This window comes from Kitasatospora sp. NPDC048286 (assembly GCF_043201735.1).
GTDB lineage: Bacteria > Actinomycetota > Actinomycetes > Streptomycetales > Streptomycetaceae > Kitasatospora.
The window spans coordinates 38,497-59,766 of record NZ_JBICZE010000019.1 but is presented as its reverse complement, the minus strand read 5'-3'; the positions used below and the strand labels follow the sequence as shown (position 1 = coordinate 59,766).

The following is a 21,270-nucleotide window of genomic DNA, read 5'->3' as shown; positions in this document are numbered from 1 at the left end:
GTCCGGCCCGTCCGGCTCGGATTGAACCCCGCACCCGTCCCGGCCCGTCCCCCGGGAAGGAGACCACCCCGCGGACGGCACGGCGACCGTCGCACGCAAGCACGAGGAGAACCTTGAACGGGAGCACCACCGGAACCACGGCCACCGGACTGTGCCGACTGAGGTTCCACGCACCCGACGCGGTGTTCGAACTCGTCGTCCCCGCCGACGTCCCGCTCGCCGACCTGCTGCCCGCCGTCCTCGACCACGCCGGCGACGACCTCGACGAGCAGGGCACCGAACACGACGGCTGGATCCTCCAACGCCTGGGCCACGCCCCCCTGGACGAGGAACTGGGCGCCGACGCCCTCGGCCTGCGCGACGGCGAGGACCTCCACCTGCGCCCCCGCCGCGACCCGCTCCCCGAGGTCCACTACGACGACCTCCCCGACGGCCTCGCCACCGGCATGCGCGAACGCGCCGACACCTGGCGCCCCGCCCTCACCCACCACACCGCCCTCGCCCTGGCCGTCACCGTCCTGGCCGGCGGCCTGGCCCTCCTGCTGCTGTCCGGCCCGCCCCACCTGCGCGCGGGCGCCGCCGCCGTCACCGCGCTGTTCCTGCTCCTGGGCGCCCTCAGCGCATCCCGCGCCGTCGGCGACGCCGGCGCCGGCACCGCCCTGGGCGCCACCGCCGTGCCCTACCTCGCCGTGGCCGGCGCCCTCCTCACCAGCGCCACCGGACCCTCCGCCACCGGCGCCCGGCTGCTCGCCGGCGGCTGCGCCGGCGCCGGAGCCGCCGTCCTGGCCATGGCCGCCGTCGGCTGCGCCGCCCCGCTCTTCCTCGGCCTGGTCCTGTTCGCCCTGCACGTCACCGCCGCCGGCGCCCTGCTGCTGGCCGGGCTCACCGCGCCCGCCACCGCCGCCGCCCTGGCCGTCGCCCCCGTCGCCACCGCCGCGTTCCTGCCCGGCCTGTGCTTCCGGCTGTCCGGACTGCGCCTGCCGGCCCTGCCCCGCAACGCCGAGGAACTCCAGGAAGGCATCGAGGCCGTCCCCGCCGCCACCGTCCGCTCCCGCAGCACCGTCGCCGACGGCTTCCTGACGGCCTTCCACCTCGCCCTCGCCCCCGTCCTCGCCCTGGCCCTGACCACCCTCACCCGCCAGGACGGCTGGGTCCCCACCGCCCTGACCTGCACCCTGTCCCTGCTGCTCGCGCTGCACGCCCGCGGCATCGGCTCCGTGCCCCAGCGCCTGGCCGTCCTCGTCCCCGCCGTCCTGGGCCCGGCCCTGCTCACCGCCCGCCTCGCCACCGAGCTGACCCCCGCCGCCCGCACCGGCCTGCTCGCCGCGCTGCTGGCCACCGCCGCCCTGCTGGCCGCCGCCTCCTGGACCGTCCCCGGCCGGCGCCTGCTGCCCTACTGGGGCCGCGCCGCCGACCTCCTGCACACCCTCGCGGCCGCCGCCGTCCTCCCGCTCGCCCTCGCCGCGGCGGGCACCTTCCAGGCGCTGCGCGCCCTCGCCGGCTGACCCCGCGCCACCCGCGCCACCTGCCGGCCCACCAGCCGTATCCGCCGTACCGGCCCGCCGTACCCGCCGAGCCCCGCCACCGAGGAGAACCGCCACCATGCAGTCGAAGCGCGACCAGGTGCAGGCCCACCTGTTCGTGATGGGCCGCCTCGCCACCGGCATGCTCCGCGGCGAACCCGACGCCCCCGACGTCCCCACCGGGCGCACCTCCCGCGGCATCGTCACCGGCCTGGTCGTCGCCGCCCTCGCCGCCCTGATCGCCGCCGTCTACGGCGTCCTCGTCCCCGGCGGCGCCACCGGCTGGAAGAAGCCCGGCACCCTCGTCCTGGTCAAGGAGAGCGGCGCCCGCTACCTCTACCTCGACGGCGCCCTCCACCCCGTGCTCAACGAGGCCACCGCCCGGCTGCTCGCCGGCGACCAGCTCACCGTCGACCAGGTCAGCGTCCACTCCCTGGCCGACACCCCGCGCGGCACCCCCCTGGGCATCCCCGGCGCCCCCGACGGCCTGCCCCAGCCCGAGCGCCTGGCCACCGCTCCCTGGCTGGCCTGCGCGAGTTGGCAACCCGACCCCTCCGGCACCCGCCGCCCCCGCCTGGCCCTGGCCGTCGACCCCACCACCCGCGGCACCGCCCTGACCGACCGCCAGGCCCTCCTGGTCGCCGCCCCCGACGGCACCCAGTACCTGCTGTGGCACGGGCGCCGACTGCGCCTGGACACCCGCAACGGTGCCCGGCAGGCCCTCGGCCAGGCCGCCGTCACCCCCCAGCCCGTCACCCAGGCCTTCCTCGACGCCGTGCCCGCCGGCCCCGACCTCGCCGCCCCCGACCTCGACCAGCGCGGCACCCCCGGCCCCGACCTCGCCACCCGGCCCACCCGCCTCGGACAGCTCTTCACCGGCCCCGGCGGCGACCCCTACCTGCTCACCCCCGCCGGACTCACCCCGCTCACCGAGATGGCCCTGCGCCTGCTCCTCGCCGACCCGCGCACCCAGCAGAGCGCCTACCAGGGCAGCGCCGCCACCCCCGCCGCGATCGGCGCCGCCGACCTCGCCGCCCACACCGCACCCGCCGCCCCGGGCACGACCGCCCTGCCCACCACCGTGCCCGAACTGCTCACCGCCCCCCAGGGCCGCGACCTGTGCACCGAGCTGCGCCCCGGCGACCCCGCCCCCACCACCACCCTGACCCTCGTCGACGACACCGCCGTCCAGGGCCCCGCCCCCACCGCCCAGCCAGGCCTGGAGGCCGCCTGCACCCCCGCCGACACCATCGCCGTACGCCCCGGCGGCGGCGCCCTGGTACGCGCCCTGTCCACCGCCGGCACCGGCACCACCCTCTACCTGGTCACCGACAACGGTGCCAAGTACCCGCTCGCCTCCCCGGCCGTCGCCAAACAGCTCGGCTACGGCGACGTGGCCCCCGCGGGCGTGCCCGCCGCCCTGCTGGCCCTGCTGCCCACCGGCCCCAGCCTGGACCCCGCCGCCCTCACCGGCCCCACCGCCGGACCCGCCACCGGCACCGCCGCCACCGGGACCGCCGCCACCGCAGCGCCGGGCCCGGCCTGCGCCCGGTGAACCAACGCTCTCCACACCCGCGTTGACCTGAAATGAAACCCGGAAACCGAAACCGGGCCTAGGAAAGGAACCACCGTGGTGAACAACCTGAGGGTGAACGACCACGCCGTCCAGGGCACCCACGCCTCCCTGGAGGAGCAGATCGAGGCGATGATGCGGGCCGCCGCGCGGATCCACGACATCAACAACGAGGTCCAGCAGCACTTCCAGGCCGCGTGCAGCACCAAGTACACGGACAACCTCAACGCCTGGGAGGGCAAGTACGCGAGCCTCCAGAGCGCCTACCGGACCTTCCAGGAGGCCTTCGCCGCCGGGCACCGGCAGGTCGGCAACGCCCACGAGGAGGCGGCGGGGGTCGGTGGCGGCTGGGGCGGCGGGCACTCCGACGCCGTCTACAAGGGCCTCAACCCCTGACCCGCTCCGCCTGCCCGGCCGTTCCACCACCACCACGACCCACAGCGAGGACCCCCATGGCGAACATCCTGCTCAACCACGCCAACATCGACCAGGCCGCCGACGACATGGAGATGGCCAGCCGGGCCATGGCAGAGGCCATGACCAACTGCATGACGGCCATCAAGAACAACCAGGAACACCTCAGCGGCAGTCTCGCCCAGGCCGCCGACGCCTTCAACGCGGTGCTGTCCGCCAACAACGCGGACATGAACACCGAGATCGCCGCCGGCGTCGAGGCCCTGCGCACCATGCACGGCCTGCTGCGCGACGCCGACAAGCGCGCCGCGGCGGGCATCGGCTGATGGCCACGCCCACGGAGCCGGACTACAACCACACCCTCAGCGTCAAGCACGACGACCTCAAGTACTTCGCGGACACCGAACTCGGCGCCTTCCTCAAGGACTTGGCGGGCAACCCCGGCTACCGGGCGATGCTGTCCTTCGCCGGCGAGGGAGGCGGCGACTACTCCACCCTGCTGCTGGGGCACGGCTCGCCGGCGGCGCTGTCCATCGCGACCAAGATCCAGACCGACTTCAAGAGCCTCGCCGGGGGCATCTCCACCGACCTCAAGACCATGGGCACCCAGATGACCGAGGCCCAGCTGAGGATCCGGCTCGCGCTGACCCTCATGGAGACCGCCCACGAGGAGGCCATGACGGCCGCCGACATGATGGCGATCCTCGGCAAGGTCTCGGCCGCCACCGCCCCCAAGGCCAGCACGTCGTCCTAGGCCGCTCCGGCCCCCGCCCCTGGCCCGACCGCACCTACCGCCCGACACCTTTTGGAGACACGAACCCCCATGGCCGATCTGAACTGGGAGAGCGTGCTCGGCTTCTTCGCCTCCGAGGCCCAGCGCAGCTCCAAGATCGTCACCAGGGACCAGGTCGCGGGGCCCTCGAAGGACAAGCCCTGGCTGCGCCCGATCGACAAGATGGTCTTCGACACCAGCAAATTCTACAACGGCACGACGGACAAGGGCGCGGTCTCGGGGATGGGCAGCCCCGACGTCTGGTGGGCGTGGAACTACATGCACGACACGGTCCCGCACAGCATCCGGATCACGGTGAGCGTCAACTACACGGACTGGGGCAACGACGCGGACAAGCCGCTGTCCCAGTTCATCCACCAGCACGAGGCGATCTTCGCGCCGCTGGGCTCGGGCGGCCCGGGCAACGACACCGTCAAGCCCGAGAGCCTGCGGTACGCGGCGGACGGCATCTCCCAGGTGCGGGCGTGGCTGAACCTGTGGCACCCGCGGGTGCAGCACTGGGCGGAGCTGGTCAACGGGCCGGACAGCAACTGGCAGGGCAACGCGGCCGGGGAGTTCAAGGTGCTGCTCAAGCAGTACGCGCTGGAGCTGGAGACCGTCCGGGTCCAGCTGGAGAACAGCCCCTACGAGGCCGACCTCAGGTCGGTGGCCGACCTGCTCCCCGCCACCGTCGACAAGCTCCACTCCGTTCACCAGCGCTGGTGGGACAGCGGGAAGCTGTGGCCCTCCCATGCCATCTACGAGGCCCTGTCGACCGCGCTGGCGGGCGTCGTGCCGCAACTCGACTCCACCGCGCACGCCATCAGCTCGATCAGCACCCCCCTCGGCGACCCCCGGGAGCAGGGCTTCTACGACCAGCTGGAGCTCAGGGCCAAGTCCATCTGGCTGGACAACGTCAAGAAGTACCTGGACGAGAGGTCCTACGCCTACCAGTCGGAGGACCCCAACACGGCCGCGGTGACCGTGCGCAAGGTGGGCGACCCGATGCTCGTCCTGCAGGACGCCTACAACCGGCTGGACGCCGACTTCGGCTTCGGCTACCGCAACGCGACCCTGGACCTGCCCACCGGCCCGCCCACCGGCGCCGGGGACGGCGGCAAGGACGGGGGCAAGGACGGCGGCAAGGACGGCGGCAACGGCAAGGTCGACCTGGGCGGCGGCTCCGGCGGCGGCAAGGACGGGGGCGCGGACGGCGGCAAGGGCAAGGTCGACCTGGGCGGCGGCTCCGGCGGCGGTGCCGGCGCCGGAGCCGGGGGTGGCACGGGCGGTGGCTCCAAGACCCACCTGCCTCCGCCGCCACCCGTCATCGGCCCCGGCGGCGGCGGTTCCGGAATCGGCGACGGCGCCGGCACGCCGATCCTCGACAAGGACCACAAGCCGGTCCTCGGCGCGGACAAGAAGCCGGTGCTGCTGCCCCCGGGCGGCTACATCGGCAAGGACGGCCAGGTGTACGACGCCAACGGCCAGAAGGTGATCGGCAAGGACGGCAAGCCCGTCGTCGTCCCGCCGGACTCCGACGTCCCGCCGGGCACCGGCGGCGGCATCTACGGGACCAACGCCAAGGTGCCCAAGGGCTCCAGGGTCCGCGAGGACGGGACGGTCATCGGCCCCGACGGCAAGGAGGTCCTGGACCGCGACGGCAACCCCGTCGTGCTGCCCAAGGGCGGCTCCATCGCTGGGGACGGCACCCTGCTGGACTCCACCGGCCGCCCGATCTCCGACGTCTCCCAGCGCTACACCGACCGCCAGCACGCGATCGACGCGATCATGGGCGGCGGCAGCGGGGGAGGGGGCGGGATCGGTTCGGGCGGCGGCACCCGGCTGCCGGCCACCGGCTCCGACTGGAAGCTGGACCTGGGCAGTTCCTTCGGCGGCCACGACCTGGACTCGGGGGCCGGCGGGCTGGGCCCGTACACCGGCCTGCTGGGCGGCGGGGGAACGGGCGGCCTCGGCGCGGGCGGCCTCGGCCCCGGCGGTGGCCAGCTGCCCAAGCTGGTCAGCTCCGGCGGCGGGGTGAGTGCGCGGGCGATCGAGAACAGCGGCGGGCTGACCCCGGGCGGCAAGGCGGCGGCCGCCGCCGCGGCCGAGTCCGCCGCCGCCGAGAAGGCGGCGCTGCAGAAGGCCTCCGCGATGTCCGCCGAGGAGGCCGCGATGCGGGGCCGCTCGATGGCGACCAGCGGCGGCGGGATGCCGATGGGCCCGATGGGCGGCGGAGGCATGGGCGGCGGCCAGGGGGAGAAGGACCGTCAGCGCACCACCTGGCTGGCGGAGGACGAAGAGGTGTGGGGCACCGACACCGGCGCGGTCAGCGGAGTCATCGGCCGCTGAACCGGGCGCCCCGCTCGGGCTCCCCGCCCGGGCGCCCGGCCCGGGCGCCCGGCCCGGGCGCCGAACCGGGTGGTGGGCACACGTGAGCCCACCGACGAACAAGGAACAGGAACGAGCATGTCGTACTCCTTCGAAGACCAACTCAACCAGGCCATGGCCTCGTTGGCGGAGCAGCAGGAGAAGCTGGCCGAGTCCACCCGCCGGATGCAGGCGATGACCGCCGCCGCGACCAGCAAGGACCGGATGGTCACCGCGAAGGTCGGCCCGCAGGGCGAGCTGCTCGCGCTGAACTTCCACACCACCGCCTACCAGTCCATGGCCCCGGCCGAGTTGAGTGCCGTGCTCAAGGACGTCCTCAACGAGGCCAGGGCCCGGATGGGCGACCAGCTCACCGCCGAGATGCGCGGCTTCGAGGGCGTCGGCGAGACGCTGCGGATGAACTTCACCGGCGAACGCGGGGACGAGGAGGAACTCTTCGGAGGCGGCGGCGCACTGGATCTGGACGCGCTGCTCGCCCCGCTCACCGCGATGCGCCCCGGCGCCGACCGGACCGCCAAGTCCCACAAGCAGGAGGAGTTCAATGGCTAAGACGCTGCGCAAGGACGAAGGCCTCAAGGAGGCGTTCACCAACTTCGACGACGTGGCCGCACTGGTCGAGAAGATCAACAAGGAGATGGAGGACATCAACACGAAGAACGTCAAGGCCGGCGGCGGCGACGACATCGGCAAGCAGTACCACGAGAAGATCGACAAGCCGACCTCGGACCTCTACGGGCTGACGACTCAGATCCGCAACAAGCTCAAGGCGATGTCCGCGCACGGCCAGGACACCGCCGACCTCTTCGACGCCACCGACGAGAACAACCTGAGCCTGGCGTGAGCCTCCGCCCGTAAGCCCCCGCCGCCTTCGGGCCCACCGGCCCGCCCCCGCAACGCCCGTACCGTCAGCCCCGCCGCCGGAGGCCCGCGCCGTGTCCCACTCCTCGATCCACGTCTCCCCGGGCCTGGCGCAGTTCTTCCACATCATCAGCGGCATGCCCTGGCCGGAGTCCGACGAGGGGCTGCTGCGCGACGTCCGGGATGACTACCAGGCGCTGGCCGACGACCTGCCGAAGCTGAGCGGGTACATCCTCGACGCGGTGCAGGGCTGCGACAAGCGGCTGGAGGGCGAGGCCGCCAAGGCGTTCCGCCAGGAGTGGGGCAAGTTCGTCAACACGGACGAGTCCAACGACCCGCTGCGCAAGGCCGGTGAACTCTGCACCCAGCTGGCCGACCTGGCGGGCAAGGTCGCGAACACCGTCGAGTACACCAAGTGGATGGCGATCGGCCAGCTCATCCAGCTGCTCTTCGAGATCGCTCTGGCCATCGCCTGGTCCGTGTTCACCGGCGGTGCCTCGCTGGCGGCGGTGGAGCTCAAGAAGATCCTGACCCGGGAGTTCCTGCTCTGGCTCGTCAAGAAGCTCCTCGCGCTGATCGTCATGCACACCTTCGGCGGAGTCGTCGGCGGCCTGATGCTGGACGCGATCATCCAGGGCATCCAGTTCGAGCGCGGCGACCGCCACGAGTGGGACAAGGACCTCACCAAGCAGGCGGCGATCTTCGGCGCGCTCAGCGGCGCCATCGGTGGCCCGCTCAGCCTGCTGGGCATGGGCCTGGGCAAGCTGCTCGGCCCGCGCCTGAGCAAGCTGTTCGTGGAGAGCGCCCTCAACGACGTCATCAAGGGACTGGCCGGGGGAGTGGGCAAGGACCTCGCGGAGGGCGTGGCGGCGGGCGCGCTCAAGGGGATCGGGAAGGACCTCGGGGAGGGCGTGGCTGGTGGCGCCCTCAAGGGGATCGGGAAGGACCTCGGGGAGGGCGTGGCGGGCGGCGCCCTCAAGGGCGCGGGCAAGGAGGCCGGCGAGGGCTTCGGCAAGCTGCTCGGCAACGAGGCGGCCGAACGGTTCGCCAACGGCATCGCCAAGCTCTTGAAGGAGAACTCCCAGTACCTCGCCAAGGGCTTCAAGGGCGGGCGCAAGGTCGGCATGGCGACGGGCGAGAAGTTCGTGCGCGAGCTCGGCGAGCTCTTCGAGAAGGAACTCGGCAAGGAGCTCGGCGAACAGCTCGCCCGGCAGATGGGCGAGCAGATCGGCAAGCAGTTCGTCCAGCACTCCCTCAAGACGGTGGCCAAGGAGAGCAGCCGGGAAGCGCTCAAGGAGGCGCTGGAGAACATTGCCAAGGACGGAGGCAAGGTCGGCCTGACGCCCGAACTCAAGCTGCTGGTCGAGAAGATGCCCGAACTCGCCGGCGGCATCAACAAGATGGACAAGATGTTCCACCTCGGGGCCGTCCTGGGCAGCCAGTTCGAGTCGGGCATCAACCAGTACCTCACCGAGGGCATCTACAACACGATCTACAACGGCGAGTGGTCGGCCGGCGGGATGAGCTTCGTCGGCGGTTTCATGATGGCCGGCATGCGGCACATGATCATGGGCCTCGCCTCGCCGCTGACCCTGCGCTACGCCGACTTCGTCCGAGGCCTGGAGAGCTCGCGGATCACCGACGAGAACGGCGGGTTCTACAGCAAGACCCACCCGATCACCTTCCTGTCGGTGATCAGCAACATGGGCGGCCACGCGGCACCCTTCCCGGTGCCCCGCCCCGGCCACATCGACCAGATCGGCGGCACCCGGCTGTCCGGGGGCGACGGCGCCTCGATCAAGTCCGACGGCGCCTCGATCAAGACCGAGGGCCCGGGCTCGTTCGCCGGCTCCACCCTGCCGGGCTCCGGCAGCCACCACCGGGAGGAGAACGGCGACGGCGTCCTCGCCGACCCCGAGGGCAAGAGCAGCTTCCACTCCTCGGTCGACGGCGGCTGGGACCCCAAGGCCCCGGTCCGGCCCGTCGAGACCCAGTCCCGCGGCGACGAGCGCACCGCCGCCACCGAGACGCCCAAGCCCCCGGCCGCGCCGGGCGGCCGGGACGCCGTCGTCCCGCCGCCCGTGCCCAGGAAGACGGACGGCGGGGCGGAGAACACCACCACCACCACCACCGCGCCCGGCGGCGGCCGGAGGAACGCGGACGGTGACACCAGGCCGGTCAACGGCGGCGAGCGCGGCAGCACCGCGACGGCCTCCGCCGACGCCAACGGCCAAGGCGCGGTCAAGTCCCAGCCCCAGCCGCAGGCGCAGGTGCAGCCCAAGCCGGACCCGTCGCGCCGCACCACCGTCGTCGACGAGCACGGCGAGCCGCCCCTGCAGGAGTCCACGACCACGCGCGTCGGCGGTCCCCGGGACGGTACGCAGCCGGATGAGAACACCTCTCACCGCAGCCCGGCCGCCTCCCCGCCGCCACCGCCGATCCGCACCAGCGCCAGCGGCCCCGGCGACGGCGCCGCGCCGGTCACCCCCAACCGTCCCGACCCGAACCACACCGACCCCAGCCGTCCCGAGCCCAACCGTCCCGACCCCAACCGTCCCGACCCGAACCGCCCCGACCCCGACCACAGCGCTCCGAGGACCCCGCAGGGGCTGGGACCCGACCCGCTGCCCCCGCTGCCGCCCACCACCCCGCCACGCGACCCGAAGCCCGACGGCCCGCGCCCCGACCCGAACACCCCCGACCCGAACACCCCCGACACCGCGCCCACCACCACCGCCTCCGGCCACCTCTACCACCAGGTCGACGCCCCCGAGCACGCCAAGGCGCCCGCCGGCGACGAACGACGCACCGCCTGGCGGGACAAACAGCAGTCCCTCGCCGAGGAGCACGACGCCCGGCTCGCCGAGGCCGAGCAGCGGGAGGCGACCCGCCTGGCGATCGAGGAGCGCCTGACGGAGGGCGCCGGCCGCCTGCCCCGTGAGCTGCGTGCCCTGGTGACGCCCGATTCGCCGGTGTGGCGCCGGGCCGCGGAGTCCATGCGCGAGTCCATCGAGGCCCGCCCGCACGAGCGGGAGGAGATCCTCGCCGGCGCCGCGGACCGCCTGGAGCTGGCCGGTGCCCGCGAACTCGCGCTCACCTTCGCCGTCGGCCGGTTCGACCGGCTGCTGGCCGACCGCGGTCTGGGCCCGGAGAGATCCGGTGACCACACCCTGGCCGAGATCCGCCGGGAGGCCTCGGAGAAGTTCCGGGCCGACGCGGAGCAGGACGTCGCCCAGCTGTTCACCGCCCGCACCGACCTCACCCCCGAGCGCAACGCCCTGGCCGCCCGGGCCCTGGAGCGCCGCCTGAGCGAGGCCGGCCGGGACCTGGACGTGCGTCAGGCGCGTGCCCGGGTGCTCGAAAAGGTCGACCGGGTGGTCGACGACGCCCATGCCCAGTGGTCGGCGGACGGGCTCTCCGAGGGTGACCGCGCCCTGCTGGACGCGGCCGGCCTGGCGGGGGACGTCCGGCTCTCGCCGCAGGCCCGGGACCAGCTGGCCGAGACCCTGGGGGAGCGGCTGGCGGACCTGCACGGCGGCGACGAGGACGCCTTCCCGCGGATCGAGGAGGAGGGCGGCGAGAGCCTCGCCCCCGTCGACCCGACCCGCCTGGGCCGGGCCCGGCTGGAGGCGGACTTCCAGGAGGCCCTGGACCGCCACCAGGCAGGGCTCTCCCACGACTTCACCGTCCAGGCAGTCCGCGAGGCGGTCCTCAAGCGCGCCACCGGCGCGGTGGACGACGCGGCCGCGGGGTGGAAGGACACCGCCGCCGAGCAGTTCGGCCCCGAGTCGCTGCGCGAACTCGGCCTGGCCGACGGGCCGTCCCCGCGCGCGGTGGCCGCCGCCCGCGCCGACCTCGCCGCCCGCACCGACCGCCTGGTCGCCGAGCACACCGCCGCCGACCGCGACCCGGCCCACCTCAAGGCGGAGCTGGACAAGCTCACCTCCCGGGCCGAGGCCAACCGCCTGCTGGCCCTGCACGGCGCCCGGGAGGAGGCGCTGCGCGCCGCCGAGGACAGTGCCCGCGCCCACGTCCCGCACGACCTGGGCGGCCCCGAGGGGGCCGCCCGCCACGAGGGCGACGCGGCCGCCTCCGTCGAGACGGCCCTGGGCCCGGTGCGCGGCAACCGCTCCGAACCGCCCGCCACCAGCGCCGCCCGCCGGGTGCGCGAGGGCTACACCGAGCGTGTGCGCGCCGCCTTCGAGGAGACCTTCCGCTCCCTGCTGCGCGACCCGGCCGCCGACCACCGCACCGACCTGCCCGAACGGCTGGCGCACTGGCGAGGCGAGCGCGAGCGGCTGGCCGAGGGCCTGGCGGACCACGTCGCCTTCGAACGCGCCGTGCTGCCCGCCCGCGAGCGCGCCGCCGCCGGGTACGACCGCCTCGCCGAGGACCGCCGGGTCCCGGAGGCGGAGATCGGCAAGCTCAAGACCGAGTACGGCGGCGACTTCTTCGACGCCTACCGGGACCACTGGGCGCCCGAGGACCTCAACAGCGAGCACTGGCGCGACCACGAGGCCACCCACGAGAACGTCTTCGGCCGCCGCCCGGTGGAGGAGCGGCCCGAGGCCGAGAACGAGCCGTCCGACGTGCCGTCTCGCGAGCCCGTGTCCGAGCCGACCCCCGTACCCGACGAGAAGCCCGCCGCCGACACCCCGTCCGGCCCGCTCACCCGCCCCACCGACACCGCCCCGGACACCACCCCGGACACCGCCCCCAAGACACCTGCCGCCGCACCGCCCACCGCACCCCCCGTCCTGCCGCCCGCCGTACCGCACGCGGCCGTACCGCCGGCAGAACCGCGCCCGCTGCTGCCCGCCTCCGCCTGGGCCGACATCCGCTCGCTCGCACCGTCCGCCCGGATGGACACCGTCCGCTTCGACGCCCGCGTGCGCGGCCAGGACAACCCGGGCGCGATCGCCGGCCCCAAGGTGCGCGAGCAGTACGAGAACCGGGAACAGCGGCCCGGCGGCCTGCCCCGCGCCCAGCGCAGTCTCGGCGACCTGCACGGCGCCGACACCGGGATCAAGTACGACGTACGGCGCTTCGAAGCCCAACCGGGCCACTGGGTCACCGAGTTCACCCTCAACCTGCACCTGACCGGACCGGACGGCCGCCCCCTGCCCCAGGCCGCCGCCACCCGCATGCTCGACCGCGCCCGCGCCGTGGTCGCCGATCGGTTCAACGAACAGCACCGCCTGCCCGGCGGCGACCAGGTCCACCTGCGCCTGGAGAGCACCCCGAAGGCCGCCGGCGCGCACCAGAACGTCACCGTCCTGCCCGGCACCGGACGCAGCGACCAACTCCACTGGTACGACGGCAGCGCCCCCGGCGTGCTGCTGCACGAACTGCTGCACTTCCTCGGTCTGCCCGACGAGTACGTCGAACCGGCCGCGAAGCCCGGCGACGCCTTCGCGCTGCGCCGCCGCGACCGCTGGGCCGGCGAGAACGGCGTGATGGGCACCGCCGCCCACCGCGACGACTTCGCCGTCCTGCCCCGCCACCTCCAGCGCATCGAGGACGTCCTGCACTCGGGCCCGGTCCTGCGGGACCTGACCCACGGTCAGTACCTCACCCACCAGGAGGGCACGGTCGAGGCCCCGGCCCACGCGGCCCCGGCGAACGGTACCCCCGATGTCGCCGCGAGCCCCGTGCGCCGGTTGCCGAACGTCCCGGCCCCGGTGCACCAGTCACCGGTGAACGTCCTGTTCGGCGGGAGACTGCACCACGTCGTCGACGTGCCGGGCGACGGTGACCGCCTGTTGCCCGCCGTCGTCGCCGGAGGCGGCCGACTGGCGACCTGGGAACACGGCGAACTCACCGTCGAAAGAATGCGGGAGCTGGCACCGGAGTGGGACACCACGTCCTACCAGGATGCACCGAGGGTCATCGCCGAGCGCCTCGGCATCCGCCTCGTGGTGCACGAGGGGCAAACCCCCCACACGTTCGACTCCGGTGTCACCGACCGTGAAGTGCACGTCTACCGCGACCCGAGGCCCGGCCAGGGGCAGGTGGCACAGTACTCGCAGCTGACCCCCGACGTTCGGCGAACGGAGCTGACGGAGACCGACCAGCCCGTCAACCGGCAGGCGGCGGCGGAACTGACGGGCCTGGTCCAACCGGGTACCACCGTCGTCACCCTGGCGGCAGGGCAGCCGGTCTTCCGGGTGACCGATGCCCCGACGATGCGGGGATACCTGCTGCAGGGCATCCGTGCCGTCACGAACAAGGACAACTGGGCCGAGTTGGGCCCGGGCCTCTACACGGGTCACGACTTCGCCCACGCGGCCAACTACAGCGAATCCCTCCGCGGCCTGCCGGTGGTCATGGAGCTCGTCCTCGGTCGAGTGGCGACAGGCCTTCAAGTGAAGAAGGTCACCGGGGAGAACGGGGACTGGACGAACCAGCAGCTCACGGCGACCTCGAGGACGTACGACTTCCTCACCGACGGGACGCAGTTCAAGTTCCACCCCAACTTCTTCAAGGGTCTTCTCCAGGCGGAAGGACCGCCCCAGGGCAGCAGCAACCTGCGCGTGGTCGGCCTGAAGGTGAAGGAAGGACCGGACGTCTGGAGGCACTACACGGACGACGAGTTCAACCGGGAGTTCGAGGACTACCTGGTCAGCAAGCACCAGGAGACGGCGGCCCAGCTCCCGCGCCGCCAGGACGTGTCCGGCCCCGGCCGCACACCGGATCCGGTCCCGACGAACGAGGCCCTGGACTCCGCCCCGCACGCCTCGCCCGAGGACCTCAGGAGCATCCGCTACCTGGAGCATGCCGAGGCCTACGAGCAGCGGCTGGCCACCCACCTGCTCCAGCGCGAGGACGTCCAGCGTGAGGTCAGGAAGGTCGTGGACCTGGCCTGGGGGATGACCACCGGCGACAAGGACAAGGCCAAGTTCGGGTCCAAGACCGCGGGCACCACCGGCATGGTCGGCACCGATCGGCACATGCTGCAGGATGTCGTCGACCGCGGCAACCTCCGTGAGCGTATGGCCCTGCTCTACAACGGCTACACCTCCGACCACTTCGCCAAGCTCGTACGGCAGCGGAAGCTGCCGCGACCGGAGCAGCTGACGCAGGAACGAGCGGACCGCCATGACCTCGGCGGCGAGGTCGTCACCCCGCTGATCGCGGAGATCAAGAAGGTCTACGGGGAGTTCCTCAAGCCGACCGCCGAGCGGGCGGAGCAGCCGGTGCCCTTCGGGCCGTTCCGCACCGACGAGCCGTACGGGCCCCTCATCAACCGGATCAGGGACGGCTACGTCGAGTTCCAGAACCGGCAGCTCTACGACTACAACCGCGAGCAGGTCGTCGACGCCGCGCAGAAGGCCGCGGAGCGCCTGGCCAAGACCATGCTCGAAACCGACCACAACCCCCTCGACGTCAACCCGCCGCTGGGCCGCGGTGAGTGGTACAGCGCCGTGGGCAAGGACGGCAGGCTGGGCTGGCATCCCGGTGCCAAGTCCTACCACTACAAGCTCGATTCCGCGCTCCAGCAGGACGCCCACGACACCGGGGGACTGGTCGCCACCGGGACCTCCGGCACGGCCTTCGGGATGCTCCAAGCCGTCAAGGAGCTCGTCAGGACCCCGGCGGGGCGGAATGAGCTCGCCAGGACGGGTGCCGAGCCGGTCGACTTCGAGCTGCTCAGGCTGGGGTTGCTCGGCTGGATGCTGGAGTCGGGCGACCACACCTTCCACGAGATCATGGCCGGCTCCCGGCTGTTCGCCGACAGCCTCACCCCCGAGGAACGCGCGGACCCCAACCTCACCGGCACGGACCTCACCTACCGCGACACCCACCACCGCTACCGCTTCCTCTCCCCGCTGACCGAGCGGGAGCTGCGCGAGGAGGTGGCACCGGGCGGGGTCTTCCCGGACGAGCACCTGGTGGGCCACTGGTCCGTCGACGACCCGGACGTCACCGGCCTCGCCCCCGACGGCGGCCACGACTCCACCGACGCCGACGGCACCACCGGTGACGGCGGCTTCCGGGACTCGGCCGCCGCGCCGCTGCCGTCCGCCGATCAGCTCGCGGTGGACCTGGCCCGCCGGCACCTCGACGCGGCGAACCGGAACCCGGACCTGTACGAGTTCATGGGGTGGATCAAGGCCGGTGCGTTCACCGGCAAGCGCGACGACGAGGGCATGATCAGGATCCGGGAGGGGGAGCGCTACGAGTCCCTGCTGGCCGACGTGCAGCGGTTCCTCGATCACGCGAAGGCGTTGAACCAGGCGGGGACGCATCCGGCCGGGCAGTCCCTGCGCCTGTACCGGGCGGTGCGGATGGATCCGCAGGGGCGGGAGCGGGACGCGTTCACCGAGTTGCTGCCGGCGTCGACGTCGTTCAGCCGGGAGTTCGTCGAGGGCTGGATGTCCAACGGCGGCGGCGCGGACAACTACGCGCTGTTCCAGATCAAGGTGCCGTTGGAGCACCCGATGCTGGCGTTGTCGTTCCCGCCGGGCCACGTCCGGGAGGAAGGTGATCCGGAGCCGGTGAACGAGTCGCAGTCGGAGGTGACGCTCGGCCCCTCCTGGCTGACGGTGACCGGCCGCGACGACGACGGCGGCTTCCACGTCATCCGGGTCGACGCCTCGCCGATGACGGTCGACGACATCCGCGCCGAGGTCGCCAACTGGTCCAGCGGCACCTCGATGGCGGACGCCTTCCGGGGCTTCACCGACTTCTACAGCCCGGACTCCCTGCGCGCCGCGTACCCCTTCGACTTCAATCCCCAGCACCGCATCACGCAGTCGTGGTCCGAGGACCGCCGCACCAAGACCGTCCGGATCGAGCACTCCCACGAACAACTGTCCGGCCAGTTCGCCGAAGCGGTGATCCGTCACGAGGACGACGGGTCCGTGTCGATCCGCTGGCGCTCCAGCGACGACGACCGGCCGCGCGAGCCGATGGTCTACAACGCCGACAACATCGGCGACGTCAGCGGCGGCCTGCGCTCCGGGACGCTGACCGAGAACCCCAGCTTCGAGTCCCTCGACCTCCCCGGGGAGTGGTACAGCCCCGACTACGACTGGCAGGAGCCCGAGGCGCCGACCACGGAGAACGCCGACCACCACCTGGCGGACCTCGGCGGCGACGACGACCTCCACCAGGCAGCCGCCGCGCCGCCCCTCCCGCGGCACGAGGGGTCGCGGCACGAGGAGCCGCAGCAGGAAGGTACCGAGCACGGGGACGCCTCCCTCGTCCCGTCGCCGCCGCCGGACCCGCCGGCCACCGACCGCTCCGGCGCGCTGCGCGAGGCCCTCGTCCACCACGACGCCTCGGGCGCCCACCGGCTGGACGACCCGGACGCCGACCCGCAGGCCCGGGAGCAGATGGCCGCGACCCTGAACCGCTTCCCGGTCGACGAGCGCTTCCTCACCGTGGCGATGCACACCGGCGCCGACGGCGTGCCGCGCTGGCAGGGCAAGGCCCTCACCGAGGACGAGGGCGCCGACCTGCTCGTCTCGCTGTACGACCGGGGGGCCTGGGACGGGATCAAGCCCGTGCTGCTGGTGGCCTGTTCGTCGGCCCGCGACGGCGACCGGTCGTTCGCGGCGGGCATGCTGCGGCGCCTGCGTCTGCGCCTGCCCGAGCTGGACCCGGAGGTCTACGCCCCCAAGGGCGTGGCCTGGTTCGCACCCCCGGTCCTGGCGCCGTTCCGCAGCGACCCGCACGGCCCCGGCTCGCTGGTGGTCGGGCGGCAGCTCGGCTTCGACGCCTCCGGGCGTCCCGTGCTGGTGGACGGCGGCAACTGGGCCCGTCTGAAGGCTCCCAGGGACGCGGCCCCCGACGCCCCGATCGTGATCCACGACCTCGGCGCCCACCTGCCGGTGGACGCCAGTCGGCCGCCGCGCTCCACGTCGGCCCCCGAGGGCTACACCGTGGTCCGCGGCGGTCCCGCCCCGCACGAGCGGGAACCGGTGCCGCAGGAGGACGCGCTGGCGTTCGCCGGGCCGGACAAGCGCAAGAGCGCGGCCGACACCCAGGCCCTGGACCCGGACGTGGGCCCGAGTTCGAGCAAGCGCCACCGGCAGAACGATCCCGGCTCGTCGGACGAGGAGATGTCCTCCGGAGACGAGGACGGCGGCGACCACTCCGAGTCGGACGGTGACACGGGCAGCCGGTCCGAACCGGAGGACGAGGAGATGCCTTCCGGCGACGAGGAGGGCAGTGACCACTCCGAGTCGGACAGCGAGTCCGAGTCGGAGGGCTACCGCGGTTTCCTGGAGGCCGTGAAGGCCCGCGATGACGAGCTGGCGGAGGAGTGGCGGGAGGCCGACGCGGACGGAGACGTGGACCGGCTCGACGCGATCGACGCGGAGCGGGCCGTGCTGGCCGCCGTCCAGAACGTCGGCACCGTCCACTCGGTGCGGGCGGCCGACGCCCTGCTCAGGATGCTGGCCGGTACGTCGATGAACCGGTCCCAGTACCTCGAACTGCGCGTCCGTCGAGCCGAACTGGCCGCTTCGACCACCGACGCGCCCACCGCCGAGGAGTTCCGGCAACTCCGCACCGCGGTGCTGAACCACTACCGCCCCGACGATCCGGGCCGCGTCGACGGCTGCGAGTTCCGGGCCCACGCGCTGTCCGAACTCATCGACCTGGCCGCCCCGCAGACCGGCCGCCGGCACCTGGCCAAGATCTGGGCCTCCGCCGTGGACCGGGAGCGCGGGTACGTCCACGCGCAGCACCGGTGGAACCACCACGTCGCCGTGGTGGTCCACACGGCGGACGGGGAGCGGGTGATCGACCCGCTGCTCTTCCCCGACCGCGCGGTCACCCCGGACGAGTGGCGGGACGTGCTCGCCGTGACGGGGCAGCCGGCGCCGCACGTCCAGCAGGCGCCGTGGGAGTTCTTCGGCGGCCCCGACCGCGCGGGCCGGATCGCGGCGGAGTCGGCCGTCCTGATCGACGACTCGACCAGGGAGCAGATCGACGAGCGCAAGAACCCGGACCTGACCGCGATCGACGGCCAGTTCTCCTTCGGCGAGCGCGACGCCACGAACCCCGTCACGCCCCGCCCCGGCCCGTACGGCGACCCGCGTGACTCCGCCGGGGTGTTCGGCAGCCGCCCGATCGTCCAGGCCCGGCGCACGTACACCGTCACCGACTACACGGTGACCTCACCCCACGCGGAGAACCTGACCGGCACTCCCACCGAACTCCTGGCCCGGGCCCCGTTCGCGGACCGGGAGGAGGGGAAGATCGCTCCGGCCCACCCGGACCTCGCCCCGCAGGACGTCAGGCCCGACGATGCCGCCCTCTTTCCCAACCGCCTGCCGGTACGCCCGGTCACGGTCGAGCACAAGCCCGAGCTGACGGTCTCCGCCGACGGCACGCTCGCGGCGAAGAACGAGACCACCTTCCGGGAGTTCTACGCCACCCAGGAAGTAGTGGACCGCGCCAACGTGGCGCTGCGCGAGAGCGGCGGCAACGTCACCCTCTCCCTCCACCGCGACACTTTCATCCAGTTCGAGCACGGCGGTGGGACGGTCCGCCTGTTCAAGGTCGGCCCGGAGTTCAGCAAGGACCCCACCGACATCTGCCGCGACTTCGCGGCGGACGTCCTGGGCGGCAACTTCACGCACTTGGTCCTGCACGACCAGCTCCCGCCGGACGCGGGCGGCACCGGCCGCACCGTCACCGCCCGGATCAACACCCTCAACAGCCTGGAGGTCTCCGGCGTCGCGCGGCTGGCCGAGGGCATCGCCGACGCGGCGCAGCAGGGCCGCCCCGGGGGGCTGGGGCTGGACCGGGCACGCTCCCTGGTCAACCAGGACGCCCGCAGGGGCCCCCACGAGTGGCCCGCCCCGGGCGAGGCGTACGGCGACGCCCTCCGGACCGGGAAGCAGGACGGCGGGTCGCTGGACCGCGTCACCCGCAGCCTGGGCCTCAACGAGAACGCCTACGCCAGGCCCGGTGAGGGCTACGTCATCCAGTCGCTGCCTGCCCACGACTCCAGCGGCTCCCGCGCCTACGACAAGGACCACTCCGGCCTCAACGAGCACGGCAGGGGCTTCGGCTACCACTTCGCGGCCGTGGTCGTCGAAAGCCTGGACGGCAGCGCCCAGGTGGCGCTGCAGAACGCCAATCGGCGCGAGGGCACCAGCGAGCTCATGCGCAAGGCCGTCGACGAGAACCTGGACGTCCACGGTCCGCACCTGGAGACCCTGATCGCCGCCCTGCGGTCGCCGGCGGACGCGGCGGGGCCCGGCACCGTCGAGCACAGACGGCACCAGCTGGCCCTGGCCATGAAGGAGATCCGGGACGCCCGCGAGGTTCAGGAGACCACGAGCTCGACCTCCTCCCAGGCCCAGGACGCGTCCAAGAGGGAGAAGCGCGGCCTGGCCGACGCGGCCCGTCTGATGATCGGGATCGCCAACGAAGCCCACGGCCGCTCGGGCGACGCCTGGTTCTTCACCCTGCACGACCGGGAGGACGAGAGCTTCTACACGGCGCGCACCGGTGACGGCGGCTACAGCAACCCGCTCGCCGTCGTCGTCAAGTCCAACCACCACGACGACGCCCGCGACTTCCCGGTGTCGGCCGTCCGCCCGCTGAACGACGTGACCCGCACCTGGATGGACGCCGTCGCCGACCACGTCGCCAAGGTCGCCCTGTGGCGAGTGGAGCAGGGCATGTCACTGCCCGGTGTCTCCCTGGCCAGCATCGTGCACCAGGGCGACTCCCTGGAGGGTCTGGACGGCACGGCGAACACCCTGCTGGCGGCCTTCCACGGAGCGCTGACGGCCAAGCTGGACGAACACGCCCCGGCCGCCCCGTCCGGACGCGAGAAGCTCAGGTCGGACCACCTCCGCGTGGTGCGCGACTTCCAGCTGCGCGCCGCCGAGAGCCGGACCACGGACGGCGGCTGGACCGAGGGCGACGTCCTGGTGAGGCTGAGCACCTCCATGGAGTCCGATCTGCTCGGGGCGGTGAGCGTGGAGGTCGTCCACCTGGTCGAGCTGGCGCGCGAGACCAGGCCCGGGCCCGTCGCCCCCGCGCCGGCGACGGCTGCGGTGACGGCGGCGGAGGCGGCGCGGATGCGCGACGTCGTCCACGTCGTCCACGACCTGTTCCCCTCGGGCCGGCTGCCCTCGGCCGAGAACCTGACCGTCGGCCGCCGCCTCGTCGCCCTCGCGCGGGCGGAGTCCGCGGACCCCACCCGGCGGTTCACCGCCGCCGACCTGGACCCCTTGGTGCGCAGGGTGCGCGGCCTGCCCGAGCACGCGAAGGTCAGGAACGCGGATCGGCGCGAACTGCTACGGCTGGCCGTGGCGGCGGCGCAGGAGGGCCGGCCCGTCACGGAGGAGACGCTGAGGTCCCTCAGTCGTCAGCTGCCCCCACAGGTCCCCTCCCGCTCGATCTCCCGCTCCGCGTCCCGGGCCACGTTCCGGGCCGATTCCCGGGCCACGTTCCGGGCCGACTCCAGGGCCACGTTCCGGGAGGACTCCCAGGACGGTTCCCGGGGCACCGCGCAGCCGGTGCACCAGCCGAACCAGAGCTTCGGCGGCCCCACGCCCCGGCGCGGTACCACGGTGCGCCGCCAGCCGACCGGACAGCCTCCGGCCGGGACGAACTCCGCGGCGGCGGTCTACGCCGCCCTGATGACGGCGGAGCCCCGGCAGCAGGACGGGGACGAGGAGGGCGACGGCTGAACGCCGTCCCGGCCGGGGGCCGTTGAGCGGGAGAGGGCGTCCGGCCGGGACGCCCGGACGAGAGCGGCAGCGGGAGCA

9 protein-coding genes are annotated in these 21,270 nt (G+C 73.3%); all 9 read left to right on the top strand.

Translation table 11 applies throughout. The features are described 5' to 3' along the window. Window positions 1-113: 113 nt before the first annotated feature. The 9 genes from eccD (at window position 114) to ACGF13_RS34685 (ending at window position 21,192) form a co-directional block, all read left to right on the top strand. Window positions 114-1,505 (top strand): type VII secretion integral membrane protein EccD, encoded by a 1,392-nt coding sequence (gene eccD / locus ACGF13_RS34725; protein ID WP_392883086.1) that lies wholly within the window; start codon window positions 114-116, stop codon window positions 1,503-1,505. 97 nt (window positions 1,506-1,602) lie between these two features. Continuing rightward, window positions 1,603-3,078, top strand: coding sequence for a type VII secretion protein EccB (gene eccB, locus ACGF13_RS34720; protein WP_392883083.1), 1,476 nt, complete (start codon window positions 1,603-1,605; stop codon window positions 3,076-3,078). Window positions 3,079-3,156: 78 nt separating this feature from the next. Then, window positions 3,157-3,492: a hypothetical protein gene (locus ACGF13_RS34715; protein WP_392883081.1), complete on the top strand. Its 336-nt coding sequence runs from the start codon at window positions 3,157-3,159 to the stop codon at window positions 3,490-3,492. 56 nt (window positions 3,493-3,548) lie between these two features. Further along, window positions 3,549-3,836 (top strand): hypothetical protein, encoded by a 288-nt coding sequence (locus tag ACGF13_RS34710; protein WP_392883079.1) that lies wholly within the window; start codon window positions 3,549-3,551, stop codon window positions 3,834-3,836. Further along, complete coding sequence (locus ACGF13_RS34705) at window positions 3,836-4,264, top strand: hypothetical protein (protein ID WP_392883076.1); 429 nt, start codon at window positions 3,836-3,838, stop codon at window positions 4,262-4,264. The genes ACGF13_RS34710 and ACGF13_RS34705 overlap by 1 nt, the downstream gene beginning before the upstream one ends. Before the next feature lie 69 nt (window positions 4,265-4,333). After that, window positions 4,334-6,631: a hypothetical protein gene (locus ACGF13_RS34700; protein WP_392883074.1), complete on the top strand. Its 2,298-nt coding sequence runs from the start codon at window positions 4,334-4,336 to the stop codon at window positions 6,629-6,631. A 117-nt stretch (window positions 6,632-6,748) separates the two neighbouring features. Next, entirely contained in the window at window positions 6,749-7,219 is a 471-nt protein-coding gene (locus ACGF13_RS34695) for a YbaB/EbfC family nucleoid-associated protein (RefSeq protein WP_392883072.1), read from the top strand. Further along, the gene (locus ACGF13_RS34690) at window positions 7,212-7,511 is read left to right on the top strand and encodes a hypothetical protein (RefSeq protein WP_392883070.1); all 300 of its coding nucleotides are present in this window, start codon (window positions 7,212-7,214) and stop codon (window positions 7,509-7,511) included. Before ACGF13_RS34695 ends, ACGF13_RS34690 begins: the two co-directional genes overlap by 8 nt. 91 nt (window positions 7,512-7,602) lie before the next feature. Beyond that, window positions 7,603-21,192, top strand: coding sequence for a protein-glutamine glutaminase family protein (locus tag ACGF13_RS34685; protein WP_392883068.1), 13,590 nt, complete (start codon window positions 7,603-7,605; stop codon window positions 21,190-21,192). Window positions 21,193-21,270: the final 78 nt, after the last annotated feature.